This is a genomic window from Stenotrophomonas sp. AG209, assembly GCF_003550055.1.
GTDB lineage: Bacteria > Pseudomonadota > Gammaproteobacteria > Xanthomonadales > Xanthomonadaceae > Stenotrophomonas.
In genome coordinates, this window is sequence record NZ_QXDB01000001.1 from 2131473 (window position 1) to 2156580 (window position 25108).

Genomic DNA, 25108 nt, shown 5'->3' on the forward strand with positions numbered 1-25108 from the left:
CCGCATCACGGCCCATTGCGGCATCGGTCAGCGCCCAGCCTTGCCGGCATCGTCGGCCTACGTGCCAGCATCCCCGGCCAGCACCACGTTCAGCGCGCCTTGATCCAGCGCCCGCCATACGGCCACAAGCCCTCCGGCAGATTTCAAACGATCGATTGAAACGCTGCAAACTTCGCCGAACTGGACAGCATCCGCCGGTTCCGCCAGACTGCCGCCCTTTCCCGTCTTCCGGATCCCATGGCGAAGCTGCTGGTCCTGCACGGCCCCAACCTCAACCTGCTCGGCACCCGCGAGCCGGAGGTCTACGGCCACACCACGCTGGCCGACATCGACCAGGCCCTGGCTGCCCAGGCATCGGCCGCCGGGCACACCGTGGACAGCCTGCAGTCCAACGCCGAGCATGTGCTGGTGGACCGCGTGCAGGCCGCGCGCAGTGACGGAACCGCTTTCATCCTGATCAACCCCGCCGCCTTCACCCACACCTCGGTGGCCCTGCGCGATGCGCTGGCGGCGGTGGCGGTGCCGTTCATCGAGATCCACCTGTCCAACCCGCATACCCGCGAGCCGTTCCGCCAGCACAGCTACTTCAGTGACAAGGCCGTGGGCGTGGTATGCGGCTTCGGTGCCGACAGCTACCGCTACGCGATGGACGCGGCACTGCTGCGCGTGCAGGCGGCCAGCGCGTGAAGATGCTGCCGCGCGTGCTCGCCGGCGTTGTGGCGTGGGCCGGCATCTACGGTGCCGCCGCCGCGTTCGACCGCAAGGACGAAGGCATCGACTGCGCCCATCCGGGTACCACGATGGAGAGCGACCTGTGCGCCTCGGACGTGGCCGCCGCCGCTGATGCCGAACTCAATACCGTCTATGCACAGGCGCGTCGCCAGCTGCGTACCCCGGCCCGCGGTGGCACCTGCAGCTATTGCGGCGATGCCGAGCAGGAGCTGGTACTGGCCCAGCGTGCCTGGATCCAGCTGCGCGACCACGACTGCAACGCGGTCTATGCCCTCAATTCCGATGGCACGGCACGCAACGGCGCACAGATGCGCTGCCTGACCACCCTCGCGCGCGACCGTACGCGGCAGCTGCGCGAGTTCTACGAACTGCTTTGACCCGAGCGCGATGCGCTTCCCACCACACTGACATCACGAGCAAAGAGGCCACCATGGATCTCCGCAAAATCAAGAAGCTGATCGACCTGCTGGAAGAGTCGAACCTGGCTGAAATCGAAATCAAGGAAGGCGAAGAGTCGGTGCGCCTGTCGCGCGCCCCGGTGGCCGGCTATGCCGCCCCGATTGCGGCCCCGGTGTATGCCGCTCCGGCCGCTCCGGCGCCGCAGGCGATGCCGATGCAGTCGCCGACCGAAGCCTCCACCGGCGGCACCGCCAAGCCGGGCCCGGCGCTGCCGGAAGGCCACGTGCTGCGCTCGCCGATGGTCGGCACCTTCTACGCCTCGTCCGCCCCGGACAAGCCGGCCTTCGTCACCGTTGGCCAGCAGGTCAAGGAAGGCGAAACCCTGGCCATCATCGAAGCGATGAAGATGTTCAACCCGATCGAAGCCGACAAGTCCGGCACCATCGTCGCCATCCTCGGCGAGAACGGCCAGCCGGTGGAATTCGACCAGCCGCTGTTCGTGATCGGCTGAGGGGCACGCCATGCTCGACAAAGTCGTCATCGCCAACCGAGGGGAAATCGCGCTGCGCATCCTGCGCGCGTGCCATACCCTCGGCATCCGCACGGTGGCCGTGCACTCCACGGTCGACCGCAACCTCAAGCACGTGGCCATGGCCGATGAGTCGGTCTGCATCGGTCCGGCGCCGTCGCCGCAGAGCTACCTCAACATCCCGGCACTGATCGCCGCGGCGGAAGTCACCGACGCCCAGGCCATCCACCCGGGTTACGGCTTCCTGTCGGAGAACGCCGACTTCGCCGAGCGTGTGGAAGAGTCCGGCTTCATCTTCATCGGCCCCAAGGCCGACACCATCCGCATGATGGGTGACAAGGTCGAAGCCATCCGCGCGATGAAGTCCGCCGGCGTACCGTGCGTGCCCGGCTCGGGCGGCCCGCTGGGCGAGGACATCGTCGCCAACACCAAGATCGCCCGTGAGATCGGCTACCCGGTCATCATCAAGGCGGCCGGTGGCGGCGGTGGCCGCGGCATGCGCGTGGTGCACGCCGAAGCCTCGCTGAAGACCTCGATCGAAACCACCAAGAGCGAGGCCAAGGCCGCGTTCGGCAATGGCGAGGTCTACATGGAGAAGTTCCTGGAAAATCCGCGCCACGTGGAGATCCAGGTGCTGGCCGACGGCCAGGGCAACGCCATCCACCTGGGTGAGCGTGACTGCTCGATGCAGCGCCGCCACCAGAAGGTGGTGGAAGAAGCACCGGCACCGGGCATCAGCGCCGAGCAGCGCGAGCAGATCGGCAAGGTGTGCACCGAAGCCTGCGTGCGCATCGGTTACCGCGGTGCCGGCACGTTCGAGTTCCTGTACGAGGACGGCCGCTTCTACTTCATCGAAATGAACACCCGCATCCAGGTGGAGCATCCGGTCACCGAAATGGTCACCGGCATCGACCTGGTGGCCGAGCAGCTGAAGATCGCCGCCGGCCAGAAGCTGTCGATCAAGCAGAGCGACGTGGTGCTGACCGGCCATGCCATCGAATGCCGCATCAACGCCGAAGACGCCGAGACCTTCGTGCCGAGCCCGGGCACCATCACCGGCTTCCATCCGCCGGGTGGCCCCGGCGTGCGCGTGGATACCCACATCTACAGTGGCTACCGCGTGCCGTCGAACTACGACTCGATGATCGGCAAGCTGATCGTGCACGGCCCGGACCGCGAAACCGCCATCGCCCGCATGCGGGTGGCACTGAGCGAAATGGTGGTCGATGGCATCAAGACCAACATCGCCCTGCAGCAGCGGATCATGCGTGACAAGGGCTTCCAGGCCGGTGGCCAGAACATCCACTACCTGGAAAAGCGCCTTGCCGAGCGCAAGAACAAGCCGATCGCACTGACCTGATCGGCGCCAGGTGCTGGACATGAAAAGGGCGGGGATCTCCCCGCCCTTTTCTGTTTCTGTAGAGCCGAGCCCATGCTCGGCTTGCCGGAAAGCACAGCCGGGGCCTGCCCGGCTCTACCCAGGCAGGCTCAGCGCGCGTCCGCCGCCGTCGCCGGGATCTGCGAGTTGGCCAGCGGCCGCACGCCATTGGGCGAAGTGGGGTCGACGATCACCATGGTTTCGGTGGAACCATCGGGCCACACCACCTGGAAGGTGCTGCCGGCCGGCAGTGAAGCGAATGGCATGCCACTCTGCGCGCGATAGACCGCAGCGACCTGGCTGGCACCGGCACGGCGCACGTCTTCCTGCGCCTTCACCGTGGTCAGCTCCACCTTCGACAGATGCCGGTAGCGGTCCTCGTAGGTATCGATCATCAACAGGCCGACCGCGCCGGCCGAGTAGGCCACGAACAGCGCCACCCAGAACCAGAACTTGGCCCCATGCAGGAATCGACGGTAATTCATCGCCCGTCCCTCTTTCCAACCAATCGCTTGATCCATTCCTTCATTTTCCCAGCACCTTGCCGCGATACCGCAGCGTCATACACGAAATCCCGGAAATCCTGCGCTCCATCCTGCGAACAGATCCCTCCGTTCGCACAAAAATTGTTGACCAGCACGCTGTCCGCTCCACAGGCCAGACCGAGTTCACAGGCCGCAAGCCGCCATGCAAGTTCACTGAGCTGCTCGCCCGCCACCAGGCCGTCAAGCGCGCGGTCACCGGCAGCACGCACGCCCATGGCCGGCGCGATGGCCATGTAGGCCTCCGGGTCGCGCGAGGTACGCACGCGCTCGACCAGGTCGCGACGGTATTCGGCACTGTCTTTCAGCGGCTCACCTTCGGCGAACAGCGCTGCTTCCGCGGCCAGGTTGCCCTGTGCGGCCGCTTTGCGGCGCTCGGACAGCACCAGCGCCGCACCCAGCTTGTCGCCCGGCACGAATCCGCCGCAGCGCTGCGCCACGCGCTCACGCGCCTCGATCATCGCCGGCGCCGCCGTCAGGCCCAACCCACTCAGTACGTTGTTGTCCAGGCGGTAGCCGCCCGGATCGAGTGCGTACTGCGCGCAATAGTCATAGACGCGGCTGAGCATCCAGCGCGCCTCGTGATTGCCGTTGTCGGCCTGTGCGCGCAGGCGCTGGGCGTAGGCATACAGGTCGCTGGCATCTTCGATGTCGGCGCGCAGGTCCAGCGGCAGGCCCGACGGCAGCGTGTTGCCGCGCTCGAAGGCCGCAAGCCGCCGCGCCAGTGCTTCCGGCACCACCGGCAGCGGCGCTCCGCTGTCATGGCTGGCCACGGCCAGCGGCAGGTCCGGCGACGCCGACGGCGATGCCTCGCCCGCAGCATGGCCGCTGGCCCGATACCCGGCCACGCCCAGCACGGCCACCGCCGGCAGTACGAGCAACCAGGTTTTCAGGGTCGGAGCGAAGGCCATCGGCGGGTGTGAGCGTTCACGGCACACAGGAAAGCGCCGAGTTTAGCAAGGCCTGACAGGCCTGTCTGAACTGCCCCCGTTCATCTCAAGGCAGCATCTCAGGCAATACGGAGACGCCCCGATGGTCTAGCATGGCCCCCTTTCCCGCGACTGTCCCCACCGCCATGCCGTTCCTGGAACTGACCCTGCGCTGCACCGAAGCCACCCAGCCCCGCTATGAAAATGCGCTGGAGGACGTCGGCGCACTGGCCGTGACCCTGCTCGATGCCGAAGCCGACACCAGCAACGAACAGGCCATCCTCGAACCCGGCGTGGGTGAAACGCCGCTGTGGGACACTCTGGTGCTGAGCGCGCTGTTCCCCGCCGACAGCAATGCGCTGCTGCTGCTGGCCGCACTGGAATCCTTCGACCCGGAGCTGGACTGGAGCAATGGCAGCTTCCGCGCGGTCGAAGACGAAGACTGGGAACGCGCCTGGCTGGACCAGTTCCAGCCGATGGATTTCGGCAGCCGTACCTGGATCGTGCCGTGGAACCATGAACTGCCGGACGCCGCGCAGGCCGCCGATGCCGCCGTGGTGCGGCTGGACCCGGGCCTGGCCTTCGGCTCGGGCACCCACCCGACCACCGCCCTGTGCCTGCGCTGGCTGGACCAGCTGGCCGTGGAGGGCCAACTGCAGGGCCAGCGCGTGCTCGACTTCGGCTGCGGCTCGGGCATCCTCGCGCTGGCCGCACTGAAGCTGGGCGCCGCCGAAGCGATCGGCGTGGACAACGACCCGCAAGCGTTGGTCGCCACCGCCGACAATGCCGAGCGCAATGGCGAGCAGGCCCGCATGCATGTGTACCTGCCGCAGGACGAACCGGTCGCCACCTATCCGATCGTGGTCGCCAACATCCTCGCCTCGGCGCTGGATGCGCTGGCCGAACTGCTGGCCGCACGCGTCGCCGCCGGCGGTCGCATCGCCCTGTCGGGCATCCTGCATGGCCAGGAAGGCGAACTGCTGCAGCGCTATGCCGCGTGGTTCGACGATCTGCAGGCCACCCAGGATGGCGACTGGATGCGCATCACCGGCGTACGCCGCGCCTGATCGTGATTGAATGACCGCTGGATCCGAGCCCGCGCCCTGAGCATGTCCGAGCCGAACCCGCCGCGCCGCCCTTTGGCCACCTTCCTGCGCCCCGCGTCGGAAGGCGAGGCCGCACCTGCGACCGATGCGCGCACGCCCGACCCGGCGGTGCATGACATCCCTGCCGCGGAGAGCGGCGATCCGGGCGATCCGATCGACGCGGCGTTGCCGCCAATGGCGGAGACGCGACAGATCGATGACACCGTCATCCTCGACAAAGCGGCCGTGATCGAACCCGCCCTTGCCGTCCCGGCCGCGCAGGCCGTGGCCGGCGATGCGCCGAGCTTCCTGGGCACTTCGCGGCCGCGCACGCTGCCGACGCCGCGCTGGCACTGGGTGCTGATCGCCGGGCTGGCACTGTTGCTGGTACTGCAGAGCGTGCTGGCCGATCGTGCGCGACTGGCCGCCGACGCCGGCAACCGCGCCTGGCTGGGCGCGTTGTGCGGCGCACTGCGCTGCAACCTGCCGGCCTGGCACGAGCCCACCGCGTTCACCATGACCAGCCGCGAAATCCGACCGCTGCCGGGCCAGGCCGGCGTGCTGCAGGTGCAGGCCAGCATCCGCAACGATGCGCGCTGGGCACAGGCCTGGCCGGACCTGCGCCTGTCGCTGTCCGATGCCGATGGCCGGGTGATCGGCAGCGGCGTGTTCGCACCGGCGCAGTACCTCGGCGAAGCCCCCGGCGCGGCCCTGCTGGAACCGGGCCAGAGTGCGCGCATCGCGTTCCGCGTGCAGGAGCCTGCCGCGTCCACCGTCGCATTCACCTTCGACTTCCTCTGACCAGGGTAGAGGCGACCAGCCGTGGCAGGTCGGGCACGCTCGCGCTAGACTGGCCGCCACCACCTCGTCCGGCCGCGCGCTCCGCGCGCACGGGCCAACCAGATCGGGAACCCCCTTGAACGCTGTCCTCTCTCGTCCTGACAACAGTCGTGGCGCTCCCCGGCCACCGCTGCGTGAACACGTCGCCCAGTCCGTGCGCCGCTACCTGCGTGACCTCGATGGCTGCGACGCGGACGATGTCTACGAGATCGTGCTGCGCGAGATGGAAATCCCGTTGTTCGTGGAAGTGCTCAACCACTGCGAAGGCAACCAGAGCCGTGCCGCCGCGATGCTGGGCATCCACCGCGCCACCCTGCGCAAGAAGCTGAAGGAATACGGCATCAGCGCGTAAGCGCGCGCGGGTAGTGCCGGCCGCTGGCCGGCAACCCCATGAACGATGGCAGGATGTTGCCGTTGCCGGCCAGCGGCCGGCACTACCGGCTCCAGTAGATCCACGCCATGCGTGGATGCCACCCCGGCGATCAACCGCCCCGCCCCGTCCAGTAGATCCACGCCATGCGTGGATGCAGCCCCGGCGATCAACCGCCCCCAGCCCGTCCAGTAGATCCACGCCATGCGTGGATGCAGCCCCGGCGATCAACCGCCCCCAGCCCGTCCAGTAGATCCACGCCATGCGTGGATGCAGCCCCCGCGGAATCAGCCGCCGCCGCCCGCCTTCCAGTAGTACCGCACCACGTGGAAGAACACCGGCGCGGCGAAGCACACCGAATCCAGCCGGTCGAGCATGCCGCCATGCCCCTCGATCATGTGGCCCCAGTCCTTGATGCCGCGGTCGCGCTTGATCGCCGACATCACCAGGCCGCCCCAGAATCCCATCAGGTTGATCAGCAGCGACAGGCCGAACGCCTGCAGCGGCGTGAACGGGGTGATCCACCACAGCGCCGCCCCCAGCGCGCTGGCGCTCAGCACGCCCCCCACGAAGCCCTCCACCGTCTTCGACGGCGACAGCTTCGGCGCGATCAGGTGCTTGCCCAGCAGCTTGCCCCAGATGTACTGCAGCACGTCCGAGGACTGCACCACGATCACCAGGAAGGCGAACAGCAACACGTTGCGCGACGGGTCATGGCCGGGCACGTGCAGGTTCAGCAGCAGCGGCACGTGCGAGATGCAGAACACGCAGATCATCAACCCCCACTGCACCTTCGCCGTGCGCTCCAGGTAGTGCGTGGTATCGCCACCAATGGTCGACAGGATCGGCAGGAACAGGAACGCATAGACCGGGATCAGCAGCGTGTACATGCCGTACCAGTCGATCCACACCAGGTAGTACTGCCAGGGCAGCACGATGTAGAACGCGGCCAGCAGCGCGTAGTAGTCGCCGGAACGGGTCGGCGCCAGGGTGATGAACTCGCGCAGCGCGAACAGCGAGATGATCGCAAACAGCACGATCACCCCGGCACGGCCGAAGAACAGCGCCAGCCCGACCACGATCGCCATCACCCACCACGCGCGGATGCGCGAGACCAGGTTTGCGATCACCGCGCTGGGCCGCCCACGCTGGCGCCAGCGCAGGGTCTCGGCCACCAGCGTGGCCAGCACCAGCACCGCGCCGACACCGGCGAACAGCAGGCCGGTCTGCTGGCCCACGCTGCGCGCTGCCAGGTCGCCGGACACATCCATCAGATAACTCATGCGCGCCCTCCATTAGGCGCCAGGTCCAGCAGCGCCTGCCGGCTGCGCGCAAGGAACGCAGCCTTATCCTCGTCGGCCTGCAACCGCAGCGGCGTGCCGAAGGTGGCCGTGCACAGCAGCGGCAGCGGCAGGAACCGGCCCTTCGGCATCACCCGCTTCAGGTTGTCGATCCACACCGGCACGAACTCCAGCTCCGGCCGTTGCCGCGCCAGGTGGTAGATGCCGCTCTTGAACGGCAACAACGGTTCATCGCCGACGTTGCGCGTGCCTTCCGGAAACAGGATCAGCGAGCAGTCTTCGTCCACCGCATCGCGCAGTACCTGCAGCGGATCCTGCTGGCGATGGCCGGCCTCGCGCTCGACCAGCACACCGTTGAACACCGCATCGATCAGGTAGCGGCGCAGGCCGTCGCGCTGCCAGTACTCGGCTGCGGCCACCGGGCGCACCTGGCGCCGCAATGCCGGTGGCATCGACGACCAGATCAGTACGAAGTCACCATGGCTGGCGTGGTTGCCGTAGTACACGCGGCGTTCGCTGGACGGCGCACAGCCGATCCACAGCGCGCGGGCACCGGTCACCACGTGGATCGCGCCACTGCAGGCGCGGGCAATCAGTTCGGCGAACATCAGCTCCTCCCGTTCACGTCTGCGGCCACACCACGGCCAGCACCAGCAACACCACCTGCACCCCTGTCAGCAGGTACTGGCACAGCAGCAGGCGGCGCATGCCGGCCCAGCGCAGGTCCCACCCGCGCAGCGGCGCGTCGGGCGCGGCGCGGCGCAGGCCGCTGTCGTGCAGCAGCTGGTCGGTACGGCGCGCAGCGGCGTCACCCTCCAGGGCTTCATCGCGCAGCAGCTGCAGCAGGCTGGCATCCAGCCCGACCCGGCATGCGTGGTAGGCCTGTGCGAGCCCGACGACGACGCTGGCCAGCAGCAGGCCGGCAGCAACCATCGCCAGGCCCGGCTCGGTGCCAAGCAGCAGCAACGCCACCAGCAACAGGCCCAACGACAGCAACGCCGGCCAACGGCCCTGCCGCAGCAGCAGCTGCATGGTCGCCAGATCGGGAACCGTACTCACGTGCGTGGCCCCGCTGCGGCGGTGATGGCACGCAGATGCGCCGTGCCCAGCACGATGCCGGAACGTGCCGCGCGCACGGTCGCCACCGCAGCATCGGTATCGGCGGCACGACCACTGCGCAACAGCCAGGCCGCCACACTGGCAGCACTGCGCGAATAGCCCAGCGCGCAACACACCAGCAGCGGCCCCTGCACGTGCAGGCGCTCGATGGCCTCGGCCGCCGCGCGCAGCTGTTCCGGCGTGGGCACCACCAGGTCCAGCATCGGCACGCTGGCATACGCCGCGCCCGGTGCACGACAGGACAGTTCAGCACAGGCATCGACCACGCCGACCAAGGGGGCTGGCAACGCAGCACAGGGAATGCGCCCCAGCCACACGCCATCCATCACCGGCACCGGCTGCGGCGCACGCCGCGTCCACAGCCGCGAATTGATCCAGGCCGCGCCCAGGTACGGCGCCAGCAACCAGCGCGCCGCCATGGTCAGGCGCCCATCAGCGCGCTTCTGGAACACCACCGTGCCCAGCCCGGCATAGGCCAGCGCTACCAGCAGCAGCGACACCACCGGCCACAGCAGCCACAACGCCGCGCCACGCAGAAGCACCACCGGTACCAGCAATACAGCGGCCCCCAGCAGGTACAGCGCTGCCAATCGCCAACGTTTGGCATCACGCACGGTGCGCCAGGCGCGCAATGGCGGCGTGCCCTGCTCCGGCCACAGCCAGACGCACAGCCAACCGGCCAGCAGGCCGGTCGGGATATCAATGAAATGATGCTGGAACGTGGTCAGCACCGAGACACCGATCAGCAGCGCCCACACATGCAGCACCCAACGCCAGGCACCCTGCAGGTACTGCGCGAATTTCACCCACAACACGATCAGCAGCACGATGTGCAGCGACGGCACCTGATTGAACGGCTTGTCGAAGCCCAGCAGCACATCGAACAGCCAACCGAACACGCCGCCGATCTCCGGCCGCTCGAAGCTGAAGCGCAACGGCCACAGCAGGAAGCAGCTCACGGCGATCAGCTGTGCACTGAACAGCCGCAGCGCGTGCCGGTCCAGTTCCAGCCGACGCCGGCACAGGAAGAACGAGATCGCGTAGAACAGGTCGATCGACCAGTACGGCACGATCGTCCAGGGCACGAACGGAATCTGCGTTTCCCATCCGAACGCCATCACCGGCAGTTCGGCATGGCGGCCGGCCATCCAGTTGGCGAAGCCATAGCTGGCGAAGAAGAACGGGCCCAGCAGCGCCAGCCACAGCAGGGCGCGCCGCCAGGGGCGCCCTTCCGCGGCCAGCGGGGTTGCAGCGAGCGTCGCCATCACGCGGTCCGGCGAGCCAGCGACACGGTGAAGATGCCGAAGTCATCGATGCGCTGCGCCACCTTCTCGAACCCGGCCAGGCGCACCAGCTCATCCATTTCCTGCTGGGTACGGCGGCGCATCACCCACGCTGCGCCACCCCGGTGGCTGGTCAATGCGCGTGCGATGAACTCCAGCTGCGGGTGCCAGGGCTGGCCGGTGTAGGCCAGGTAGCCACCCACCGGCACCGTTGCGGCGATGCCCTGCAGCGAGCGCAGCACGGCGTCGTTGTCGGGGAACAGTTCGTACAGGCCGGACACCACCGCCAGCGTGGGCGACGGATCGACCTTGGCCAACTGCGACGGATCGAACGCATCGCCCTGCTCGAAGCGTGCGATGTCGGCCGCACCGAGGCGCTCGATCAACGCCTGGCCCTGGGTCACGTTCAGATCGCTGAAGTCGCGCAGCACGATGCGCTCGGCGCGCTGTTCGCCCTGGCCCAGCGCTTCCAGCACGTAGCGGCCATGGCCGGCAGCCACATCCAGCACGCGCACCGGCGTGCCCTGCCCGCGTAGGCGCTGGGCAGCGTCGCGCAGCAGTTCCTGCAGGTGCTGGCCGCGAATGCGGATGCCGCGCCAGCCGATCGCATCCAGATAGTTGCGGTCGACCATCCGCCCCAGCGGGCCCTTGCCACGCGCTTCGTCGCGATAGATGTAGTCCAGCGTGCTGCCCGAATCGAAACCGGTCTGCAGTCCCAGCGCGATGCCTTCGGACAACGTACCGCCGAAACGCAGGCCGCCACGTACCACGCGCCAGCGCAGGTCGGCCAGGCTGTTACGCTCCGGTGGCCACGCCAGGATCTCCGATTCCTCGAAGGTCGGCCCATGGCGATGCGCGTCGCGCCGTGACAGCTCGCGCAGCGGCTCGGCGAAACGCGCCTGGATGAAACTGCGGATGCGTGCCAGCGCAGGCGCCCGATCGCGCTCGCCCAGCGTGTCGTGGAAGAAGCCCGGCAGGTGCACGCGCTCCTTGATCGGGCTGGACAGGCGCTCGTAGAAGCGGTCCTGCGGGCCACGGTGCACGACGAAGTCGGAGCCGGACACCAGCAGCTGCACCGGTACGCTGATCGCCTGCGCATCGGCCACGATGCGGTCGGCCGCTTCGTACAGGCCCAGCAGCACGCGCACCGAGATCGGCCGGGTGATCAGCGGATCGGTGCGGTAGCTTTCCACCCGCGCCGGGTCATGGGTCAGCCACTGCGGCTTGACGTAGCTGTTGACGAAGAAGTTGCCACGCAGCTTCTGCATCAAGGCCAGGCCCGGCCGCGCGAACGGCACGTACAGCTTCACCTTGAACGCCGGCGAAGCCATCACCAGCGCACGCAGGCGCGGCGCGTAATCGTGCACCCAGGTCGCGGCGACCACCGCCCCCACGCTCTGCGCGATCACCACGATGTCTTCCACCGCGATGCCATGCTCGGCGCCGATATGGGCGATGAAGCTGTCCAGGTCGCGCACCAGCGCCGGGAAGCCCGGTGCATCGCCACGCGCACCCGGCGAACGGCCATTGCCGCGCGCATCCCAGGCGAAGAAGGCGGTGTCGGGCAGGTCCAGCTCATCGACCAGGTGGGTGACACGCCCGGAGTGCTCGTGGCCGCGGTGCAGCAGCACGATGGCCTTGGTGGCCGGCGTTGCGGTGGTGCCCGCCCAGTACCGGTAGAACAGCGGTACCTGGTCGAAGCTGTGGAATTCCCGTTCCTGCGCCTGACGCATGCAATCTCCTGATTGTCTTTTTGTATCTGCTTGATTAATTCGGCGAAACCGCCGATTCCCGCAGTCCGCGACGGACCCGGTTGATCATGGTCAGCATGCACATCGCCGCCATGGCCGCGGCCACGCCAGTGACCGTCATCGCGCCAACCCACTCAAACGCCAGCAGCAGGCCCAGCGCACCGATCACGAACGCGCGGTCGCTCTTGCCCATCGGGCCGTCATAGCGGCGGCTGGCAGCGACCATCAGCCCCAGCACGCCGGCGTACTCGCTCAGGGCCGCCGTCCAGGCCAGCAGCCACAGCGCCTCCGGGCGTACGCCCGGCACGCTGAGCAGGCTCAGGTACAGCGCCGCGTCGGCGATCACATCGCACAGCTCGTTCAGGTAGGCGCCCAGCCGCGACTGCTGGCCGAACTCGCGGGCCAGCATGCCGTCCACGGCGTTGAGCGCCATGCGCAGCAGCATCCACAGCGGCAGCAGCAGGTACAGCAGGGGCTGGGCCGGCGCGCAGCACCAGACGGCGGCGGCCACCAGCAGCGAGACCACGGCGGCGGCCACGGTCACCGCGTTGGCGGTGATTCCCATGCGGTACAGACCGCGTACGGCCGGACGCAACAGGTCCTGGAAACGTCCTTTCAATGCATAGATCGACACGATCTGTACCCGCTAATCCTTGGCAGTGCGGGCACAGCCTACCCCATCGTCGACAGATTCCGGCAACCCGGCTCCGGCCCGCAGCCCCGCCACCGGATCCGGTCGGATCGATGTGCCTGACGCGGCCATGCACCGATTGCCGAGGCCAATTACCCCTTCCAGCGCCCGCCACCGGCCCCCACCGCCTACAATATCGGCCCCGCTCCGCTGCCGATTCTGTCCCATGACTGCTGATCTGTTGCCCGTCCGCCGGGCCCTCCTCTCCGTTTCCGACAAGACCGGCCTGGTCGAGCTGGCCACTGCGCTGGCGGCACGCGGCGTGGAGCTGCTGTCCACCGGCGGCACCGCCAAGGCGATCCGCGATGCGGGCCTGGCCGTGAAGGACGTGGCCGAGGTCACCGGATTCCCGGAAATGATGGACGGCCGGGTCAAGACCCTGCACCCGATGGTGCATGGCGGCCTGCTGGGCCGTTCGGGCCTGGATGATGCAGTGATGGCCGAGCACGGCATCGGTGCCATCGACCTGCTGGTGCTGAACCTGTACCCGTTCGAGTCGGTCACCGCCAAGGCCGACTGCACCCTGGCCGACGCGGTCGAGAACATCGACATCGGCGGCCCGGCCATGCTGCGCTCGGCGGCCAAGAACTTTGCCCGCGTGGCAGTGGCCACCGACCCGTCGCAGTACGCCGAGCTGCTGGCCTCGCTGGAGGCCAACAACGGCCAGCTGACGGCTGCCACCCGCTTCGCGTTCTCGGTGGCCGCGTTCAACCGCGTCGCCCAGTACGATGCGGCGATCAGCAACTACCTGTCGGCGGTCACCGCCACCGACGCCGCGGTGCCGGCCCGTGCCGAGTACCCGGCGCAGATGAATTCCACCTTCGTGAAGGTGATGGACCTGCGCTACGGCGAGAACCCGCACCAGAGCGGCGCGTTCTACCGCGACCTGTACCCGGTGCCGGGCACGCTGGCCACCTTCCAGCAGCTGCAGGGCAAGGAACTGAGCTACAACAACCTGGCCGATGCCGATGCGGCGTGGGAATGCGTACGCCAGTTCGATGCGCCGGCCTGCGTCATCGTCAAGCACGCCAACCCATGCGGCGTGGCCGTCGGTGCTGGCAACGGCGATGCCTACGAGCTGGCCTACGCCACCGACCCGACCAGCGCCTTCGGCGGCATCATCGCCTTCAACAAACCGCTGGACGCCGCCACTGCCAAGGTGATCCTGGACCGCCAGTTCGTCGAAGTGCTGATTGCCCCGGACTACGAGCCGGCTGCGCTGGAATACGCGCAGAAGAAGGCCAACGTGCGCGTGCTGCGCATCCCGCACGGCGATGGCCTGAACAACTTCGACAGCAAGCGCGTCGGCTCGGGCCTGCTGCTGCAGTCGTCGGACAACCGCGGCATGACCCGTGATGAACTGAAGGTGGTCAGCAAGCTGGCGCCGACCGACAAGCAGTTCACCGACCTGCTGTTCGCCTGGAAGGTGGCCAAGTTCGTGAAGTCCAACGCGATCGTCTATGCCAAGGACAACCGCACCATCGGTGTCGGTGCCGGCCAGATGAGCCGCGTGTACTCGGCCCGCATCGCCGGCATCAAGGCCGCCGATGCGAACCTGGTAGTCGAGGGCTCGGTGATGGCCTCCGACGCGTTCTTCCCGTTCCGCGACGGCATCGACGCCGCCGCTGCCGCCGGCATCAAGGCGGTCATCCAGCCGGGCGGTTCGATGCGCGATGCCGAAGTGATTGCCGCCGCCGACGAACATGGTCTGGCCATGGTGTTCACCGGCGTGCGCCACTTCCGCCATTGATCCTGGAGCGACACGGATGTCCACAGTTTCGATGAAATCGCTGGCCGCCCTCGCCCTCGCGGGTGCGGCCGTGCTGGCGGGCTGCAAGCCTGCTGCCGAGCCCAGCACGGGCCCGAAGGCAGATGCGCCGCCGGTGGCCCCCGCCTCACCGGCGCAGCATGTCAGCCGCACCGCACGGCTGCAGGCCTTCCTGGTCCAGCGCTACGGCAGCAACGCCAAGCTCTCCGGTGAATGGCGCGGCAGCTGGACCGACGATGGCGACACCCATGCGATGGACTGGCAGGTCTGCGCGGAACAACCGGTGGTGAGCGGTGACAGCTGGCAACAGCTGCTGGCCGTGTGCGGTGCGCTGGTCGATGGCGCGCACATCGACCCGGGAACCATCGAGTTCTTCGTGCTGCGCCCGAATGGCGAGGGCTTTGAAGTGGCCAGCGAACTGACCGGCCAGCGCTTCGGCAGCGGCGGCCAGCCCGGCACCGCCAGCATCATCCGCGCCGGCAGCGACTTCTATGGTTTCCGCGTCGAGGACGGCTGGTTCGGGCAGGGTTTCTCGTTGCTCTCGCAGTCGCTGATCCTGCCGGGCCCGAACGGCCTGGTGGCCAGTGGCAGCGTGCGTAGCCATATCGACAATGACGCCCAGTACGAGTGCGACACGGTCGATGCCAGCACCGACCCCGACACGACCAACGACTGCCGCACCCGCCGCTTCAGCATCGATTTCGCCCTGCGTTTCGACGACAGCGACCGCAGCGCGCGCGTCTGGCCACTGCTGATCGAGGAAACCGGAATCACCTGTGGTGGCAAGCAGGTCCGGCAGCAGCACCGCTTTACCCTGGACCCGAAGACCTGGGCCTACTCCTTCCCCGAATCGCTGCGACGCGAAGGCTGCGAGTGAACCACGCGCGCCGCCGGGGATATCGATCCTCCCTTCCCACGCAATCTGGAATCTCGTGATGAACGTACTTGTCATCGGCTCTGGCGGCCGCGAACACGCCCTGGCATGGAAGCTGGCCCAGTCCTCCCGTGTCACCGAAGTGATCGTGGCGCCCGGCAACGCCGGCACCGCCAGCGAAGACAAGTGCCGCAACGTGGCGGTCAAGGTCACCGATATCGACGGTCTGCTGGCGCTGGCCCAGGCTGAAGGCGTGGCGCTGACCGTGGTCGGCCCGGAAGTACCGCTGGTGGCCGGCGTGGTCGACCGCTTCCGCGCCGCCGGCCTGCGCATCTTCGGGCCGACCGCCGCTGCCGCGCAGCTGGAAGGCAGCAAGGCCTACGCCAAGGACTTCCTGGCCCGCCACAACATCCCTACCGCGTTCTACGCCGTGCACAGCGACGTGGACGCTGCGCTGGCCTACGTGCGCGAGAAGGGCGCACCGATCGTGGTCAAGGCCGATGGCCTCGCCGCCGGCAAGGGCGTGATCGTCGCAATGACGTTGACCGAAGCCGAAGACGCGGTGCGAGACATGCTCTCCGGCAACGCGTTCGGCGATGCCGGCGCACGCGTGGTGATCGAGGAATTCCTCGACGGCGAGGAAGCCAGCTTCATTTCGATGGTGGACGGTGTGCATGCGCTGCCGATGGCCACCTCGCAGGACCACAAGCGCGTCAGCGACGGCGATACCGGCCCGAACACCGGCGGCATGGGCGCCTATTCGCCGGCCCCGGTGGTGACGCCGGAGGTGCATGCACGCGTGATGCGTGAGGTGGTGAACCCCACCGTGCAGGGCATGATCGCCGACGGCATCCCGTTCACCGGCTTCCTCTATGCCGGCCTGATGATCGACGCCAGCGGCGCACCGAAGGTCATCGAGTTCAACGTGCGCTTCGGCGACCCGGAAACCCAGCCGGTGATGCTGCGCCTGCAGTCGGACCTGGTGGAGCTGGTGGAAGCCGCCATCGACGGCCGCCTGGACCAGGTAGAAGCACAGTGGGATGCACGCCCGTCGCTGGGCGTGGTGCTGGCCGCGAAGCCCTACCCGGAAGCGCCGATCACCGGCGACGTGATTTCCGGCCTGGACGACGTGCCGGCCAGTGCCAAGGTGTTCCATGCCGGCACCGCGCTGGACGCGCAGGGCCAGGTGGTCAGTGCCGGCGGCCGCGTGCTGTGCGTGGCGGCGCTTGGCTACAGCGTGCGCGATGCGCAGGCAAAGGCCTATGCCGGCGTGGCCAAGGTGACCTGGGCCAACGAATTCCACCGCACCGACATCGGCTGGCGCGCGATCGCACGCGAGGGCTGAGGTCCGGCGCCGCAGCCACGCATGGCGTGGCTCTACAGGCGCCACACCGCCGGGGTAGATCCACGCCACGCGTGGATTGAACACCTCGGAAAAGCAAAGGCCCGGCAGAACCGGGCCTTTGCTTTACAGGACTGCTTCGAGTCCCTTCCGATCAATCAGGTTCAGCAACTTCAGTGATGGTCCGCTGGGCTTCTTCTCGCCCTGTTCCCAGCTGCGTACGGTGGAAACGCTGGTATTGAGAACTCCAGCAAAGACCGGCTGACTGAGCTGCAATGACGCACGCAGGGCACGGATCTGGGCACTGCTGTATTCAGGGACCGGCTCAAGGCAAAGCGCTTCGTAGCTGCTCAATCGACGTTTATCGATGAAGCCATGTGCGTGCAGACTCACAGCCGCATCATGCACCGCCTCAAGAAGCGCACTTTTCGCGCGCCGTCGCTCAGGGGTCTTCGTCATGGCTGATCTCCTGTAGATCCCCGTACTGCACGGCACGATTCAGCTGCGCCGTACTCATTTTCAAGAACTCCGATGCGTACAGCTGCAGCGCATCGCGTTCCGCATTCGTGATTGCAGCACGTTCATTCTTCTCGTAGCCGAAAAGGAAGAACCAATGCCCGCCTCGCTGTGTGGCGACGATGGTTCGGACGCTCCCACGCTTTCCTCGCCCCGGCAAGGCAACGCGCTTCTTGAAGATTCCGCCGCCAAGATCAGCATCCACCAGACCCCCTTCCATTTCACGTACCGACCGGTACAGCGCAGCGTCGGACAGGGTGGTCCTGCGCATGCTGCGATTGAAACTTCGTGTGCGGAAGACGCGTGGCATGATCATACCGTGCCACTGCGTGGTACGGCGTGAACATCAGCATCCAGCACATGATCCGGTCGGCGCAATCACCGCTTTGGCGTCAGACTAGAGCCACGCCATGCGTGGATGAGAACGCCACCAAAAAGAAAAAGCCCGGCAATGCCGGGCCTTTTCATCGCTTCAACGCCACCCCGCTTACGCGGTGAACAGCGCCTTCATCTTCTTCAGCGCATTCGCTTCAACCTGGCGGATGCGCTCGGCCGACACGCCGTACTCGTCGGCCAGCTCCTGCAGCGTCACCTTGCTGTCCGCGTCCAGCCAGCGACGGCGGATGATGTCGCGCGAGCGGGCGTCCAGCTCGGCCAGGCCTTCGCGCAGCAGCTGCATCTGGTTGTCTTCGCTGTCGGCACGTTCGTAGGCCATCGACGGGTCTTCATCGTTGGCGACCAGGAACGCAGCCGGCGACGGCGGCGCGTGCTCGTTGTCCTCGTCGGTCGGCGCATCGAAACCGATATCGCGACCGGACAGGCGCGACTCCATTTCCATGACCTCGCGCTCGGACACGTTCAGGTCCTTGGCCACCGCGCTCACCTCAGCCGCGTTCATCCAGCCCAGGCGCGTCTTCGACTTGCGCAGGTTGAAGAACAGCTTGCGCTGCGCCTTGGTGGTGGCGACCTTCACGATGCGCCAGTTCTTCAGGATGAACTCGTGCATCTCGGCACGGATCCAGTGCACGGCGAAGGAGACCAGGCGCACGCCCATGTCCGGGTCGAAGCGCTTGACCGCCTTCATCAGGCCGATGTTGCCTTCCTGGATCAGATCGCCCAGCGCAAGGCCGTAGCCGTTGTAGCCGCGGGCCACGTGCACCACGAAGCGCAGGTGCGAATGCACCAGCTCGCGGGCGGCGTCCAGATCGTTACCGTCGCGGAAGCGACGGGCCAGGTCCTGTTCGTCATCGACCGACAGCACCGGGATCTGGTGCACGGCACCGATGTAGGCGTCCAGCGAACCGAGCGCACTGGGAATCGGGAGATTGTTTGCCACAAGGGCAGTAGAGGTGTTCTGGCTCATAGGCACCCATCTTAGCAGTCCGGCATTTGGACTGCTAAAGGAGGAAAAAGTTCCAGCGTCCCATTGATGCAACACTGGTCCCAAACAGAGCCCTACCGTAGCGCGATTTGATGACAGTGGCGAGCATGCTTTTCGGGATTCACAATCCCTTGGAATTCAAGCAATTACCTACTGGAAACCGGCCAATTCCGGTCAAGCGGAGCTGAACGGGCCGTCCGCAGGACCCATTCAGGCCCGGAAACGTTGCCCGGCGTTCAGCCCCGGTCACCCACCGGCGGTCAGAGCGCCGAGCGTGGCGGCAGCGACCAGTCGATCGGGGCCTGGCCGCGGCGCTGCAGGTACTCGTTGGCCATCGAGAAATGCCGGCAGCCGAGGAAGCCACGGTGGGCCGACAGCGGCGACGGATGCGGCGACTTCAGCACGCGGTGGCGGCGGGTATCGATGACCTTGCCCTTCTGCTGCGCATAGGCGCCCCAGAGCATGAACACCAGCCCTTCGCGCTCGCGGTTGAGCACGTCCACCACGTGGTCGGTGAAGCCTTCCCAGCCACGCCCCTGGTGCGCACCGGCCTTGCCCTCCTCCACCGTCAGCACCGCATTGAGCAGCAGCACGCCACGCTGCGCCCACGGGATCAGGCAGCCGTGGTCCGGACGCGGGATACCGAGATCGCTCTCGATCTCCTTGTAGATGTTCAGCAGCGACGGCGGCACCGGCACGCCCGGCGGCACCGAGAAACTCAGGCCGTGCGCCTGCCCGCGGCCGTGGTACGGGTCCTGCCCGAGGATGACCACCTTCACCTGCTCGAAAGGCGTGGCGTCGAACGCGGCGAAGATCTGCGGGCCGGGCGGGAACACCGCCGCGCCACTGGCCTTGCGCTGGCGCAGGAAGCTGGACAGCTCGCGCATCTGCGGCTGCAACAGGTAATCGCCGACATGCTGCTTCCAGCTCGGTTCCAGCTGGATCGTCGGGGTGTCGGCTACTTCATCCATCATCGCAACAGAGGTCCATCGTTCAATCGGGCCAGCCGCAGCTGGAACAGCACCTTGGTGACCAGCAGCCGTTCTTCGATCGGCTTGAGCACCAGGTCGTTGGCACCGGACTGCAGCAGCCCGGTCTGGTTGTGCGGATTGCCATCGCCGGTCATCACCAGCACCGGCAGGCGGCGCTTGCCGTAGCCGAAGTCCACGCGCACGCGCTGCACCACGTCGCGACCGCTCAGTTCGCCCTTCAGGGTGACGTCGGTCAGCACCAGGTCGATGCGGTGGCGACTGCGGCCCAGCGACTCGGCGGTGAGCAGGGTGAACGCTTCTTCGGCGCTGACCACGTGCAGCACGTTCAACTGCTGGCGTTCCAGCATGCGCTTGGTGGCCTCGGCCACCACGCGGCTGTCCTCGATATAGAGGATGGTGGCGCCGGGAATGGTCTGCGGCTGCACGTAGCCGCGGATGAAGGTCGCCAGTGCCTCGTGGCCCAGCGCCTTGTCGAAATAGTCGGTGACGTACTCGGTGAAGCGGCGCTGCTCCAGGTGCTGCTGGGCATCGCCGGAGACCACGATCACCGGCACATAGGCCTGGCCGGCCGCTTCGCGCACCATCCGCGCCAGCGCCAGGCCGTCGCCATCGCGCAGGGTCAGCGAGGTCGTCACCAGGTCCACCGGGCCCTGCGCCAGCGCCTGCTGCGCATCCTCGATGCTGTCGCAGCCGATCACCTCCACGCCCGGCAGGTCACGCTGCAGGACGTCGGCGATCAGCTTGCGCACCAGCTTCGAACCATCGACCACCATCACCCGCGTCGCGGGCCCTTCAAGGTGCTTCAGCGCTTGCGGTTGCATGCCGGTCTCAGGTGTCGGTCGGGCGGGTCTGGCGGAGGAAGTGGCCGGTGACCAGCCAGGCGCCCAGCCAACCCAGCAGCAGCGTGCCGAGCAGGACCAGGCCGCCGTGCAGCAGGTCCAGGCCGTGCAGCACGAACGGGCTGCCATAACTGCGCGAGAGTTCGGCCAGCGGCATGCGCAGGGCGGCACCGGCGGCGCCGATCAGGGCCAGCGCCACCGCGCCGGCGCCCAGGCCGTACCACGCACCCAGGTACAGGAACGGGCGACGGATGAAGCCATCGCTGGCGCCGAGCAGCTGCAGCACGCCGATCTCTTCGCGGCGGGCCTGGATGTCCAGGCGCACGGTGTTGCCGACCACCAGCGCGGCACCCACGCCGAGCAGTACCGACAGCACCTGCACCAGCCGCGCGCCGAAGGCCAGCCAGGCATCCAGGCGCTGGCGCCACAGCGCATCGTGCTGCACCAGGTCGGCCTCGGGCAGGCTTTCCAGCGCGCGCGCCAGGCGTGCGTCATCCTTGCCCTGGCCGGGGGTGATCACCAGCAGCGAGGGCAGCGGATTGTCGTTGAGTGCGTCGATGGCCTCACCGAGGCCGGCATCGCGCAGTTCCTGCAGGCCCTGCTCCGGCGTGCGCACGTTCACTTCGGCCACGTCGTCGCGGTCGCGCAGCTGGCCCGCCAGGCGCAGCGCGCCGGGCCCATCCACGTTGCCCTTTAGGAACACGTTGATGTCGCGCGACTGCTGCACGCTGCCGGCGAACTGCTTGAGGTTGTCCAGCGCGATCGACAGCCCCAGCGGCAGGGCCAGTGCCAGCGCCATGACCATCACCGTCAGCAGGGTCGCCCACGGCTTGCGGCAGGCGCGGCCCAGGCTGAACACCACGCTGTGCACGTGGTGCTGGAACCAGACACCCACACGCGAGGGGGCGGCGGCTTCGCTGTTTTCGTTCTTCGCCATCGGTTACTCCGCCAGGTCCTGCGGCGAGATGTCATCCACCAGCCGGCCGTGGTCGAGGATCAGCACGCGCTTGCGCATGCGGCGCAGCAGCGGCAGGTCGTGACTGACCACCAGCACGCTGGTGCCGCGCGAGGGCAGCTCGGCGAACAGGGCCATGATCTCCGCCGCCAGGGTAGGGTCGAGGTTGCCGGTCGGCTCATCGGCCACCAGCAGCTTGGGCTCACCAACGATCGCGCGCGCGATGCCGACGCGCTGCTGCTCGCCGGCCGACAGCTGCGAAGGCAGCGCCTTCTCGCGGTGGCCCAGGCCCATCCGTTCCAGCACCGAGCGCACGCGCTTGTTGATGTCGCCACGGCGGGTACCGCGCAGGATCAGCGGCAGCGCCACGTTCTCGGCGATCGAACGGTCCATCAGCAGGCGGTGGTCCTGGTAGACCGCCCCCACCGCGCGTCGGTGGCGGGGCACGTCGCCACCGCGCACCTTCAGCAGGTTGCGCTCGTCGAACACCACCGCGCCGCGGCTGGGCCGCTCGTCCAGGTGGATCAACTTGAGCAGGGTGCTCTTGCCCGCACCGGAATGGCCGGTGACGAACAGCATCTCGCCCGGCGCGACCTCGAAGCTGACATCGGTCAGTGCCTCGTGGCCACCGGCGTACTGTTTGCTGACATTGTCGAAGCGCAGGACACTCATGCCCCGATTATGCAGGAGCGGCGCGACGTCGTGGAGACGGTCGCGCGATCGGTAGTGCCGGCCGCTGGCCGGCAGCTGTGTGGGTTGCCGGCCAGCGGCCGGCACTACCCCACCCCATGGGGCAGTGCGGACCAAGGTCCGCACCCACCATCGGCGGCTTAGTTGCCCGACAGCATCCGGCGGATCTTGCGGCCGATGCGGGTCAGGAACGAATCACCGGTATCGGCCGCGGTACGGACCGGCTTGGCCACCACCTGCACCGGGGTCACCGGGCTGGCGCCGTTGCCGGCGTTGGCCTGCACGCCCTCGCCACCCTCGACCGGACGGCCGTGGCGACGACGACGGCGCTTGCGCGGCTTGCGCTCGCCATCCACGGCCCCTTCCGGTGCACCCTCGGCACGCGGCGGGCGCGGCGGACGCGGGGCCTGGGCGACAGCGGCTTCGGCACCTTCGGCCGGCGCAGCTGCGGCCTGCTCGCCTTCCACGCGCGGCTTGCGCGGGCCACGCGAACGGCGCTCGCCGCTGCGCTCACCGTCGCGACGCTCGCCACGGCCACCGCCGGAGCGGCCGCCACTGCGACCACCACCACGACGCTCTTCTTCGGCGGCGCGGGCTTCGCGCGCTTCACGGAAGATCTGGCCGACGCTCTCGTTCTCCTCACCTTCCTCGCCAGCGGCCGGGGCCGGGCGTTCCGGACGCGGCAGCGGGGTCAGCAGTTCCTTGGTGACCGGCTCGGACGGGATCTTCTGCTCGATGTAGGCCTCGATGTCCGGCAGGCCCATGGCGTAGCGTTCGCAGGCGAAGCTGATCGCATCACCCTCTTCGCCCAGGCGCGCGGTACGACCGATGCGGTGCACGTAGTCTTCGGCGTCGAACGGCAGGTCGTAGTTGTAGACGTACTTGATGCCGTCGATATGCAGGCCGCGCGCGGCGACGTCGGTGGCCACCAGGATCTCCAGCTGGCCCTTCTGGAAGCGGTTGAGCAGGCTCTCGCGCTTCTTCTGCGGCACGTCGCCGGACAGCACGCCGACGCGGTAGCCGGCCTTTTCCAGCGAACGGGCGACGCGCTCGACGAACACCTTGGTATTGACGAACACCATGGTGCGCGCGCCTTCGCTGCGCGACAGCAGGCCCAGCAGCAGCGGGATCTTCTCGTCGTCGGCCGGGAAGTAGATGCGCTGGCGCACGCGGGCGGCGGTGATGGTCTCGGCTTCGACCACCAGCTTCTGCGGCTCGTTCATGTGCTCGTAGGCCAGCTCCAGCACGCGATGGCTGAGGGTGGCGCTGAACAGCAGCGTCTGGCGGATGGTGCGTTCCGGCATGCGGCGCAGCAGGAAGCGGATGTCCTTGATGAAGCCCAGATCGAACATGCGGTCGGCTTCGTCCAGCACGCAGATCTCGCAGGCGTGCAGCGAAACCACCTTGTGCTGCTTGACGTAGTCGATCAGGCGGCCCGGGGTGGCGATGATCACGTCCACGCCCTGCTGCAGCAGCTCGCGCTGCTTGTCGTAATCCACGCCGCCGTAGACCAGCGCGAAACGCAGGCCCAGGTCGGAACCGAACTTCACCGCATCCTTGTGGATCTGGATGGCCAGTTCGCGGGTCGGGGCAAGGATCAGCGCGCGCGGATCTTCCGGCTTGCGGTCGGCCAGGGCCGGGCGGGTCAGCAGGCGGTTCACGACAGCGACCAGGAAGGCCAGGGTCTTGCCGGTGCCGGTCTGGGCCTGGCCGGCAACATCACCACCGGGCAGCGCGACCGGCAGGGTCAGCGCCTGGATCGGGGTGCAGCGGGTGAATCCGGCTCCTTCAAGGCCGGCCTGCAGGGCCGGATGCAGCTCGAAGGAGGAGAAGGTCAAATCGGTCAGCGGTTTGTCGCTCATGAGTCCGTCTTGGTATGGCCGCCGGCCCGTGGGGCGGCTGGCACTTCATCGTCTAGGGGCACCGTCGCAAACTGCGGCCCCTGCGGCGGGTTGGCAGGCTGGGACCACCCGGTCCGCGCGCCGCACAATGCCCCAGTTTAACGCACTCGGGCCAGCAAACCGGAATGACCTGTCTCATAAAGTCAAGAGACGGCGCCCTTCACCCAGCCACACCGGACTTGAACGGCCTGCCCGGAGTCGCTGGTGTCGCCCACTGCCAGCCCCATGTACAGGAAGACAGTGAAATCCGACACATACCGGCCATCGAAGCGATCACGATACGCTGGGTTCCAGCCGGCGCCTGTCCCTGCCCTGCGATAGGGGTACACTGCCGGCCGTGAGCGTCCAGGCATCCCGCCGAACGCACCGCGGCAGTGCGCCGCGAGGCAACGACGAGGGTCGCGCCACCGGGCATGGCCCAGTTCACCCACCTCCGGCATCGCCGGGTGCAATCCAAGACGAGAAACCAAGATGAGCGACAAGGTTGTACATGTCGGCGACGCCGACTTTGATAGCGCAGTGCTGAACTCCAAGGAACCGGTGCTGGTCGATTTCTGGGCCGAGTGGTGTGGCCCCTGCAAGATGATCGCCCCGGCGCTGGACGAACTGGCCGATGCCTACCAGGGCCGCGCCAAGATCGCCAAGGTCAACGTCGACCACAACCGCGCGCTGGCCGCCAAGTACCACGTGCGTTCGATTCCGTACCTGGTCGTGTTCAAGGACGGCGAGAAGGTCGGCGAGCAGATCGGTGCGGTGGGCAAGGCCCAGCTGGCCGGCCTGCTGGACAAGGCCCTGGCCTGATCCCGTTGTTCCCGGCAGCCGCCGCCCCGCGGCTGCCGGCGGGCGCCCCGCGTCCATCATGAATGCTGTTCCCGGCGACCCTTGCAAGCCGCCGCAGGCC

27 protein-coding genes are annotated in these 25108 nt (G+C 67.6%); 11 read left to right on the forward strand and 16 right to left on the reverse strand.

What is annotated here, in order from left to right; all coding sequences use genetic code 11:
• Positions 1 to 237: 237 nt before the first annotated feature.
• The 4 genes from aroQ to accC are packed head-to-tail and all read left to right on the forward strand — an operon-like array spanning position 238 to position 3020.
• Positions 238 to 687 carry a type II 3-dehydroquinate dehydratase gene (gene aroQ / locus DFO63_RS09905; protein ID WP_014038684.1) on the forward strand — a complete coding sequence of 150 codons (450 nt, stop codon included), beginning with the start codon at positions 238 to 240 and terminating at the stop codon, positions 685 to 687.
• 2 nt (positions 688 to 689) lie between these two features.
• Positions 690 to 1109, forward strand: a complete 420-nt coding sequence (locus DFO63_RS09910; RefSeq protein ID WP_049443320.1) for a lysozyme inhibitor LprI family protein — start codon at positions 690 to 692, stop codon at positions 1107 to 1109.
• Between the two features lie 53 nt (positions 1110 to 1162).
• The gene (gene accB / locus DFO63_RS09915; protein ID WP_049443248.1) at positions 1163 to 1642 is read left to right on the forward strand and encodes an acetyl-CoA carboxylase biotin carboxyl carrier protein; all 480 of its coding nucleotides are present in this window, start codon (positions 1163 to 1165) and stop codon (positions 1640 to 1642) included.
• 10 nt (positions 1643 to 1652) lie between these two features.
• Positions 1653 to 3020: an acetyl-CoA carboxylase biotin carboxylase subunit gene (gene accC / locus DFO63_RS09920; protein WP_006473295.1), complete on the forward strand. Its 1368-nt coding sequence runs from the start codon at positions 1653 to 1655 to the stop codon at positions 3018 to 3020.
• A 128-nt stretch (positions 3021 to 3148) separates the two neighbouring features.
• Here accC and DFO63_RS09925 read toward each other — a convergent pair whose 3' ends face one another.
• The gene (locus tag DFO63_RS09925) at positions 3149 to 3523 is read right to left on the reverse strand and encodes a hypothetical protein (protein ID WP_014038687.1); all 375 of its coding nucleotides are present in this window, start codon (positions 3521 to 3523) and stop codon (positions 3149 to 3151) included.
• Positions 3520 to 4491 (reverse strand): hypothetical protein, encoded by a 972-nt coding sequence (locus DFO63_RS09930; protein ID WP_119006830.1) that lies wholly within the window; start codon positions 4489 to 4491, stop codon positions 3520 to 3522. The genes DFO63_RS09925 and DFO63_RS09930 overlap by 4 nt, the downstream gene beginning before the upstream one ends.
• A 164-nt stretch (positions 4492 to 4655) precedes the next feature.
• On the opposite strand from DFO63_RS09930, the gene prmA reads away from it, so the two are divergent.
• From prmA to fis, 3 genes are all read left to right on the forward strand, one after another.
• Positions 4656 to 5576 (forward strand): 50S ribosomal protein L11 methyltransferase, encoded by a 921-nt coding sequence (gene prmA, locus DFO63_RS09935; protein WP_049443246.1) that lies wholly within the window; start codon positions 4656 to 4658, stop codon positions 5574 to 5576.
• Positions 5577 to 5618: 42 nt separating this feature from the next.
• Positions 5619 to 6395, forward strand: coding sequence for a DUF3426 domain-containing protein (locus DFO63_RS09940; protein WP_119006831.1), 777 nt, complete (start codon positions 5619 to 5621; stop codon positions 6393 to 6395).
• A 115-nt stretch (positions 6396 to 6510) separates the two neighbouring features.
• A complete protein-coding gene (gene fis / locus DFO63_RS09945; RefSeq protein WP_005419706.1) occupies positions 6511 to 6786 on the forward strand; it encodes a DNA-binding transcriptional regulator Fis in 276 nt (91 codons plus the stop codon).
• A gap of 305 nt (positions 6787 to 7091) precedes the next feature.
• Here the strand turns inward: fis and DFO63_RS09950 are convergent, their stop codons facing one another.
• Genes DFO63_RS09950 through DFO63_RS09975 form a run of 6 tightly spaced genes read right to left on the reverse strand, consistent with a single transcriptional unit; the run spans position 7092 to position 12892 of the window.
• Entirely contained in the window at positions 7092 to 8087 is a 996-nt protein-coding gene (locus DFO63_RS09950) for a phosphatidate cytidylyltransferase (RefSeq protein ID WP_049446524.1), read from the reverse strand.
• Positions 8084 to 8713, reverse strand: coding sequence for a lysophospholipid acyltransferase family protein (locus DFO63_RS09955; protein ID WP_014038692.1), 630 nt, complete (start codon positions 8711 to 8713; stop codon positions 8084 to 8086). Before DFO63_RS09955 ends, DFO63_RS09950 begins: the two co-directional genes overlap by 4 nt.
• Before the next feature lie 13 nt (positions 8714 to 8726).
• Positions 8727 to 9164 carry a hypothetical protein gene (locus tag DFO63_RS09960; protein WP_119006832.1) on the reverse strand — a complete coding sequence of 146 codons (438 nt, stop codon included), beginning with the start codon at positions 9162 to 9164 and terminating at the stop codon, positions 8727 to 8729.
• Positions 9161 to 10465: a phosphatase PAP2/dual specificity phosphatase family protein gene (locus DFO63_RS09965; RefSeq protein ID WP_182474417.1), complete on the reverse strand. Its 1305-nt coding sequence runs from the start codon at positions 10463 to 10465 to the stop codon at positions 9161 to 9163. The genes DFO63_RS09960 and DFO63_RS09965 overlap by 4 nt, the downstream gene beginning before the upstream one ends.
• A 23-nt stretch (positions 10466 to 10488) precedes the next feature.
• The gene (locus DFO63_RS09970) at positions 10489 to 12240 is read right to left on the reverse strand and encodes a bifunctional alpha/beta hydrolase/class I SAM-dependent methyltransferase (RefSeq protein ID WP_049446511.1); all 1752 of its coding nucleotides are present in this window, start codon (positions 12238 to 12240) and stop codon (positions 10489 to 10491) included.
• Between the two features lie 34 nt (positions 12241 to 12274).
• A complete protein-coding gene (locus DFO63_RS09975) occupies positions 12275 to 12892 on the reverse strand; it encodes a CDP-alcohol phosphatidyltransferase family protein (RefSeq protein WP_119006833.1) in 618 nt (205 codons plus the stop codon).
• A 223-nt stretch (positions 12893 to 13115) separates the two neighbouring features.
• Here DFO63_RS09975 and purH point away from each other — a divergent pair, with 223 nt between their 5' ends.
• The 3 genes from purH to purD are packed head-to-tail and all read left to right on the forward strand — an operon-like array spanning position 13116 to position 16936.
• Positions 13116 to 14699 (forward strand): bifunctional phosphoribosylaminoimidazolecarboxamide formyltransferase/IMP cyclohydrolase, encoded by a 1584-nt coding sequence (purH, locus tag DFO63_RS09980; protein ID WP_049446506.1) that lies wholly within the window; start codon positions 13116 to 13118, stop codon positions 14697 to 14699.
• A gap of 16 nt (positions 14700 to 14715) precedes the next feature.
• The gene (locus tag DFO63_RS09985) at positions 14716 to 15594 is read left to right on the forward strand and encodes a hypothetical protein (RefSeq protein WP_049446503.1); all 879 of its coding nucleotides are present in this window, start codon (positions 14716 to 14718) and stop codon (positions 15592 to 15594) included.
• A gap of 58 nt (positions 15595 to 15652) precedes the next feature.
• Positions 15653 to 16936: a phosphoribosylamine--glycine ligase gene (purD, locus tag DFO63_RS09990; RefSeq protein WP_049446501.1), complete on the forward strand. Its 1284-nt coding sequence runs from the start codon at positions 15653 to 15655 to the stop codon at positions 16934 to 16936.
• A 123-nt stretch (positions 16937 to 17059) separates the two neighbouring features.
• On the opposite strand, the gene DFO63_RS09995 is transcribed toward purD, so the two are convergent.
• From DFO63_RS09995 to rhlB, 8 genes are all read right to left on the reverse strand, one after another.
• Entirely contained in the window at positions 17060 to 17392 is a 333-nt protein-coding gene (locus DFO63_RS09995; protein ID WP_014038700.1) for a DNA-binding transcriptional regulator, read from the reverse strand.
• Positions 17376 to 17765, reverse strand: a complete 390-nt coding sequence (locus tag DFO63_RS10000; protein WP_110713939.1) for a type II toxin-antitoxin system RelE/ParE family toxin — start codon at positions 17763 to 17765, stop codon at positions 17376 to 17378. Before DFO63_RS10000 ends, DFO63_RS09995 begins: the two co-directional genes overlap by 17 nt.
• A 171-nt stretch (positions 17766 to 17936) precedes the next feature.
• Positions 17937 to 18812, reverse strand: a complete 876-nt coding sequence (rpoH, locus tag DFO63_RS10005) for an RNA polymerase sigma factor RpoH (RefSeq protein ID WP_006473441.1) — start codon at positions 18810 to 18812, stop codon at positions 17937 to 17939.
• Between the two features lie 278 nt (positions 18813 to 19090).
• Positions 19091 to 19804 carry a uracil-DNA glycosylase gene (gene ung / locus DFO63_RS10010; protein WP_005419723.1) on the reverse strand — a complete coding sequence of 238 codons (714 nt, stop codon included), beginning with the start codon at positions 19802 to 19804 and terminating at the stop codon, positions 19091 to 19093.
• Complete coding sequence (locus DFO63_RS10015; protein ID WP_049424094.1) at positions 19801 to 20643, reverse strand: response regulator; 843 nt, start codon at positions 20641 to 20643, stop codon at positions 19801 to 19803. Before DFO63_RS10015 ends, ung begins: the two co-directional genes overlap by 4 nt.
• A gap of 7 nt (positions 20644 to 20650) precedes the next feature.
• Complete coding sequence (gene ftsX, locus DFO63_RS10020; RefSeq protein WP_014038703.1) at positions 20651 to 21598, reverse strand: permease-like cell division protein FtsX; 948 nt, start codon at positions 21596 to 21598, stop codon at positions 20651 to 20653.
• 3 nt (positions 21599 to 21601) lie between these two features.
• Positions 21602 to 22288, reverse strand: coding sequence for a cell division ATP-binding protein FtsE (gene ftsE, locus DFO63_RS10025; RefSeq protein ID WP_005419728.1), 687 nt, complete (start codon positions 22286 to 22288; stop codon positions 21602 to 21604).
• Between the two features lie 158 nt (positions 22289 to 22446).
• Complete coding sequence (gene rhlB, locus DFO63_RS10030) at positions 22447 to 24168, reverse strand: ATP-dependent RNA helicase RhlB (RefSeq protein WP_049447301.1); 1722 nt, start codon at positions 24166 to 24168, stop codon at positions 22447 to 22449.
• A 510-nt stretch (positions 24169 to 24678) separates the two neighbouring features.
• Here rhlB and trxA point away from each other — a divergent pair.
• Positions 24679 to 25008, forward strand: coding sequence for a thioredoxin (trxA, locus tag DFO63_RS10040; protein WP_005411275.1), 330 nt, complete (start codon positions 24679 to 24681; stop codon positions 25006 to 25008).
• The last annotated feature ends 100 nt before the right edge of the window (positions 25009 to 25108 follow it).

Excerpts from the sequence above, each read along its gene's own strand:
- aroQ (WP_014038684.1), top strand. The coding sequence starts at position 238 with ATGGCGAAGCTGCTGGTCCTGCACGGCCCCAACCTCAACCTGCTCGGC.
- DFO63_RS09910 (WP_049443320.1), top strand. The coding sequence starts at position 690 with ATGCTGCCGCGCGTGCTCGCCGGCGTTGTGGCGTGGGCCGGCATCTAC.
- accB (WP_049443248.1), top strand. The coding sequence starts at position 1,163 with ATGGATCTCCGCAAAATCAAGAAGCTGATCGACCTGCTGGAAGAGTCG.
- accC (WP_006473295.1), top strand. The coding sequence starts at position 1,653 with ATGCTCGACAAAGTCGTCATCGCCAACCGAGGGGAAATCGCGCTGCGC.
- DFO63_RS09925 (WP_014038687.1), bottom strand. The coding sequence starts at position 3,523 with ATGAATTACCGTCGATTCCTGCATGGGGCCAAGTTCTGGTTCTGGGTG.
- DFO63_RS09930 (WP_119006830.1), bottom strand. The coding sequence starts at position 4,491 with ATGGCCTTCGCTCCGACCCTGAAAACCTGGTTGCTCGTACTGCCGGCG.
- prmA (WP_049443246.1), top strand. The coding sequence starts at position 4,656 with ATGCCGTTCCTGGAACTGACCCTGCGCTGCACCGAAGCCACCCAGCCC.
- DFO63_RS09940 (WP_119006831.1), top strand. The coding sequence starts at position 5,619 with ATGTCCGAGCCGAACCCGCCGCGCCGCCCTTTGGCCACCTTCCTGCGC.
- DFO63_RS09950 (WP_049446524.1), bottom strand. The coding sequence starts at position 8,087 with ATGAGTTATCTGATGGATGTGTCCGGCGACCTGGCAGCGCGCAGCGTG.
- DFO63_RS09955 (WP_014038692.1), bottom strand. The coding sequence starts at position 8,713 with ATGTTCGCCGAACTGATTGCCCGCGCCTGCAGTGGCGCGATCCACGTG.
- DFO63_RS09970 (WP_049446511.1), bottom strand. The coding sequence starts at position 12,240 with ATGCGTCAGGCGCAGGAACGGGAATTCCACAGCTTCGACCAGGTACCG.
- purH (WP_049446506.1), top strand. The coding sequence starts at position 13,116 with ATGACTGCTGATCTGTTGCCCGTCCGCCGGGCCCTCCTCTCCGTTTCC.
- DFO63_RS09985 (WP_049446503.1), top strand. The coding sequence starts at position 14,716 with ATGTCCACAGTTTCGATGAAATCGCTGGCCGCCCTCGCCCTCGCGGGT.
- purD (WP_049446501.1), top strand. The coding sequence starts at position 15,653 with ATGAACGTACTTGTCATCGGCTCTGGCGGCCGCGAACACGCCCTGGCA.
- DFO63_RS09995 (WP_014038700.1), bottom strand. The coding sequence starts at position 17,392 with ATGACGAAGACCCCTGAGCGACGGCGCGCGAAAAGTGCGCTTCTTGAG.
- DFO63_RS10000 (WP_110713939.1), bottom strand. The coding sequence starts at position 17,765 with ATGATCATGCCACGCGTCTTCCGCACACGAAGTTTCAATCGCAGCATG.
- rpoH (WP_006473441.1), bottom strand. The coding sequence starts at position 18,812 with ATGAGCCAGAACACCTCTACTGCCCTTGTGGCAAACAATCTCCCGATT.
- ung (WP_005419723.1), bottom strand. The coding sequence starts at position 19,804 with ATGATGGATGAAGTAGCCGACACCCCGACGATCCAGCTGGAACCGAGC.
- DFO63_RS10015 (WP_049424094.1), bottom strand. The coding sequence starts at position 20,643 with ATGCAACCGCAAGCGCTGAAGCACCTTGAAGGGCCCGCGACGCGGGTG.
- ftsX (WP_014038703.1), bottom strand. The coding sequence starts at position 21,598 with ATGGCGAAGAACGAAAACAGCGAAGCCGCCGCCCCCTCGCGTGTGGGT.
- ftsE (WP_005419728.1), bottom strand. The coding sequence starts at position 22,288 with ATGAGTGTCCTGCGCTTCGACAATGTCAGCAAACAGTACGCCGGTGGC.
- rhlB (WP_049447301.1), bottom strand. The coding sequence starts at position 24,168 with ATGAGCGACAAACCGCTGACCGATTTGACCTTCTCCTCCTTCGAGCTG.
- trxA (WP_005411275.1), top strand. The coding sequence starts at position 24,679 with ATGAGCGACAAGGTTGTACATGTCGGCGACGCCGACTTTGATAGCGCA.